The following is a 1,356-nucleotide window of genomic DNA, read 5'->3' as shown; positions in this document are numbered from 1 at the left end:
GAAGATTACGACGACTTCGTTCCAGATAAGGCATGTTTCAGGCGGTAGCTCTCGCCGGTGAACGCCAAAACGTGGGCGTGGTGGACGAGTCGGTCCACGAGTGCTGCTGTGAGCCTGGCATCACCGAAGACACTGCTCCACTGGCCAAACTCAAGGTTCGAGGTCACGATCACGCTCCTTTGCTCGTAGCATTCGGAGATGACGTTAAACAACAGCTCAGCGCCATCTTTGTGAAAGGGAACAAACCCCATTTCATCGAGGATGAGAAGCTCGGCTCTGCTTAGTTCCCGCTGGAAACGGTGGAGTGTTCCGGCTTGGTACTTCTCCTGCAATAGAGCCACAAGATCATGCACCCGGAAGAACCGTACCTCGTGTCCCCGTTGGCAAGCTTCCACGCCAAGAGCCGTTGCCAAGTGAGTCTTGCCAGTTCCCACCTTGCCAAGCATCACGACATTCTCTTTGCGTTCGAGAAACGCAAGGTCCGTTAAGAGTTCACGGTTGCAGTGTGCCGGGAAGGTGACTGCCCCAAAATCATAATCCCCCAGTGTCTTCATTTGTGGAAAGCGAGCTTTTTTCATGAGCCTGCGAATCCTGGACATTTCTCGGCCCTGTAATTCCGCCTGCAGCACGCCAAGTAGGAACTCCGAGCGGTCATTGAACGGAATCATCTCGTATGTTTCCATCACGTAGCCTAAGTGGAGGCTCTTGCACGCAGTGGCCAACTCCTGTTTCATGCTCTGCTCACCCCCAGAACGGCGTCATATTCCCCAAGGTCAGGAGTGTGCCCGTGAATCTGTACAGGTGTATGCGGCTCTACAAACGGCTCGGGGCGGAACTCGGGATGCTTCAAGGCATACAGCGCATGTTCCAGCACCCTGTCAGGGTCGAAATTCCCTGCCAATGTATCGAGTGCAGCCCCAATGTCGGACATCTGGTGAGAATCGAGCAACCGACGAATCAGAGCAACACGGGACTTTCTCAGCTCAACATCTTCCACTTGCACGAATGTGCGTACGGAAGCGGGCATGAATTTAGCGAAATCCGAGTACATCACTGCTCTTGGCTTTCTCCGGTATCCGTCAAACACGGCCGGCCACTCAATCGGAATCTCCTTTTCCGTGTATGGACGGGGCAGCGTCGCCAAATGGCGGTACTCTCCATCGTTAGATAAAACCTCAATCTCATCCCATTTCACCTTGAGCAGGACGGTTTCAAGCGCACGACACTGCGGCAATGGGTACGTGGTCGTCTCAAACCGGAGTTCCCGGTATTTGTTCAAGCGGGCCGGTTCGAGCCGGTACACCTCAAATGGGACGGCGGGCATGGTTAACAGCTTTTTTCGTTCTGCCTCCCAGA

Annotated in this window: 1 protein-coding gene and 1 pseudogene; both read right to left on the bottom strand. The window is 54.2% G+C overall.

The features are described from left to right. Positions 1-5: 5 nt before the first annotated feature. Positions 6-734, bottom strand: coding sequence for an IS21-like element helper ATPase IstB (gene istB / locus J3482_RS20055; RefSeq protein WP_206920120.1), 729 nt, complete (start codon positions 732-734; stop codon positions 6-8). Continuing rightward, a pseudogene (locus J3482_RS20050) lies at positions 731-1,356 on the bottom strand (IS21 family transposase); the annotation flags it as partial. The gene istB and the pseudogene J3482_RS20050, both read right to left, overlap by 4 nt.

The sequence above is a fragment of the Alicyclobacillus suci genome (assembly GCF_017329615.1).
Lineage (GTDB): Bacteria > Bacillota > Bacilli > Alicyclobacillales > Alicyclobacillaceae > Alicyclobacillus > Alicyclobacillus suci.
This window is presented reverse-complemented; position numbering and strand designations above follow the sequence as displayed.

What these genes read in the sequence shown, in the direction of transcription:
- istB (WP_206920120.1), bottom strand. Translation starts at nt 734, where the DNA reads ATGAAACAGGAGTTGGCCACTGCGTGCAAGAGCCTCCACTTAGGCTAC.